Source organism: Xanthovirga aplysinae (assembly GCF_009711365.1).
Lineage (GTDB): Bacteria > Bacteroidota > Bacteroidia > Cytophagales > Cyclobacteriaceae > Xanthovirga > Xanthovirga aplysinae.
On the sequence record NZ_SMMB01000612.1, the window covers coordinates 1 to 2,711 of the forward strand.

3 protein-coding genes are annotated in these 2,711 nt (G+C 34.8%); all 3 read left to right on the top strand.

The genetic code is table 11. The annotated features are described in order from the left end of the window. The coding region (locus E1171_RS03265) for an ABC transporter ATP-binding protein (RefSeq protein WP_222931365.1) at positions 1–870 on the top strand (870 nt) is incomplete at its 5' end. After that, the gene (locus E1171_RS03270; RefSeq protein ID WP_155204040.1) at positions 867–1,559 is read left to right on the top strand and encodes a fluoroquinolone export ABC transporter permease subunit; all 693 of its coding nucleotides are present in this window, start codon (positions 867–869) and stop codon (positions 1,557–1,559) included. The genes E1171_RS03265 and E1171_RS03270, both read left to right, overlap by 4 nt. 41 nt (positions 1,560–1,600) lie before the next feature. Continuing rightward, positions 1,601–2,311 carry a hypothetical protein gene (locus E1171_RS03275; protein ID WP_155204041.1) on the top strand — a complete coding sequence of 237 codons (711 nt, stop codon included), beginning with the start codon at positions 1,601–1,603 and terminating at the stop codon, positions 2,309–2,311. Positions 2,312–2,711 lie beyond the last annotated feature (400 nt).

A 2,711-nucleotide genomic window follows, 5' to 3' on the forward strand; every position in this document is an offset into this window, starting at 1 on the left:
AATTTTAAAATAATGATACGAGCAAAAGATCTGGTATTTGCGTATCCCAAAAATGATTCTCCAACTATCAATGGCATTGATTTTTCCATTGGAAAAGGGGAAATATTTGGATTTCTGGGGCCTAGTGGTGCAGGAAAAAGTACTACACAAAAAATTCTCTACAAAGTTTTGGAGAATTATGAAGGAGAAGTAGAAGTTTTTGGGAAGTGCTTAAAACAATGGAGAAGAGATTATTTTGAACGCATTGGAGTAGGTTTTGAACTGCCCAACCATTATCCTAAGTTGACAGCCAGAGAAAACCTTCAGTTTTTTGGATCTCTATACCAAAGAAAATACCAATCCATAGATGAATTATTAGATAAGGTGGGTCTTTTGGAAGATGCTGATAAAAGGGTGTTTGAGTTTTCCAAAGGAATGAAAATGAGGCTCAACTTTATTCGAGCCTTGCTGCATGATCCGGAAATTCTTTTTTTCGATGAACCTACAAACGGATTGGATCCCGTAAATGCACAAATCCTTAAAGATTTCCTGTTAGAGTTGCAGAAGGAAGGGAAAACGATTTTTATTACCACTCATTTAATGCACGATGCAGATGAATTATGTCAGCAAGTCTCTTTTATGACGGATGGTATACTAGTGTTGACGGATAGCCCTCAGCAGCTAAAACTAAAATACGGAGAAAGAAATTTGAAGATAGGGTATCGCAAAAATGGTCTTTTGGTAAAAAAGAAATTTGAGTTGGACCGATTAAAGGGCAATGAAGATTTTCTTGCTATCATTAATCATTATCCAATAGAAACGATGCACACTACAGAGGCCAGCCTCAATGATGTTTTTATAAAGGTAACCGGTAAGTCCCTTCACTCATGAAAAAGATATTCAATTATTTTAAATGGGAGTTGTTGATTTTACATCGCAATCAATTGCTGACGATAAGTATAGTGGTCACTCTACTCTATATCGGGATCTTCAAAATTCTGGAAGGTTTGCCTCACTTAGAAAAAGTTTTGGTTTTACTTATTTTCAATGATCCGGCCCTGATCGGCTTTTTCTTTGTTGGCGTAACCATTTTATTTGAAAAATCGGGTAATATCTTATCCGCTATTCAAGTAAGCCCGCTCAAGCTGTGGGAGTACTTTGCGGCTAAAATTAGTGCCCTAAGCTTGATTGCCATACTGTGTAGTTTGGGGATGGCTCTTGCTGCACATGGATGGGATTTTAATTATGTTTTATTTATTTCTGGGGTGGGCTTGACTTCCCTTTTATTTATCCTAAGTGGATTGATCATTGTGGTGTGGTCTACCTCTTTTAATCAGTTTTTAATGAAGGCCATGGGGGTATTGATAGGCCTTAGCCTCCCATTTCTGGGTTATTTCGGTGTTCTGCATACAAATTTATTTTACTTTTTGCCTACTCAAGGAAGTATTATCCTACTTGATGCTGCTTTTCAAAAGCAAATTGGTCCTGAGGTTATTTATGGTGTGGGAATACTTCTGGTTTATAATGTGCTCTTATTTTTCTTTGCCTTGAAAACCTTCAAGAAGCACTTAAACTTTTAAGTCTGGAATTGATTCAATGAAACTCTAAACTCAAGCTTCCTATGAAAACCAAATTTTTCCAAATTGCTCTTCTAGACCAAAAAGCCATTTTCCGGGATAGCTCTCTTGTCTTTTTTTTATTGGTTTCCTTATTCCTTTTTGTAGTTGTACGCTTTGGTCTTCCCTACCTTATAGAGGAATTTCCTGTTGTTGATAATTACCTCATCTATATACTGATGTATGTAGGAATGCAGGCTCCTGTATTATTTGGTTTTGTTACCAGCTTTGTCTTTCTTGATGAAAAAGACGATCATATATATGACTTTGTAATGGTTTCCCCTGTGACAATGCCTGCCTATGTGGTAAGCAAATTGATACTCCCATCTTTTTTTTCCTTTCTTATGAGCTTTTTCATTCTATACTTCAATGGATTGCAATTTTTTAGTCTGATGCATTGCTTTTTGTTAGGTCTGATGTATGCCTTACTTACTCCATTTCTTACTCTTGTGGTAGCCGGATTGGCCAAAAATAAAGTAGAAGGAATGACTTATTTGAAAGCCCTTAATCTGCTGTTAATTCTGCCGATGTTAAGTTTCTTTTTTCCTTATAAAGGGTTAATGGCTCTTGCTGTAATTCCAGTTTACTGGGTTTTTCATTTTTTCCAGGGCGTGGCTCAGGCTGAAAAGGCTATTTTTTATTTGGCAATAGGCCTAATATATGAATTGGTTCTGACATGCCTTCTAATTTATTTCTTTGTGAAAAGAATGAGGTGAACACAGGTTCTTCTTTCCCATTTATTCTTGCACCCCATTAATTCCATCTTTCTTGAATTACTTTACCAATTGAAAATCTTCCATTAGCAGCTCTTAATAAACTACCAAAATAAGGATTTTCCTTCAAAGTCAAATTTAAATCCTGATTAACAGATAATTTAAAGCATTGCATTTATTTCCACCAAGATATCTAAATAAAGCTTGTGAAAAATTAATCCTAAATAATAAAAAATTGGGTATTAATATATCTCTATACGGAAAGCTAATCTAATCCTATCAAAATAATTGAATCTAATCAAGCTGGTTATTCAAGCATTTGAGTATGAGTGAATTGCAGATTATTGGTTTTATTTATTATAAAATAATTACATAAAATATAATTATTTTCCATTTTTCTTTG

Excerpts from the sequence above, each read along its gene's own strand:
- E1171_RS03270 (WP_155204040.1), top strand. The coding sequence starts at position 867 with ATGAAAAAGATATTCAATTATTTTAAATGGGAGTTGTTGATTTTACAT.
- E1171_RS03275 (WP_155204041.1), top strand. The coding sequence starts at position 1,601 with ATGAAAACCAAATTTTTCCAAATTGCTCTTCTAGACCAAAAAGCCATT.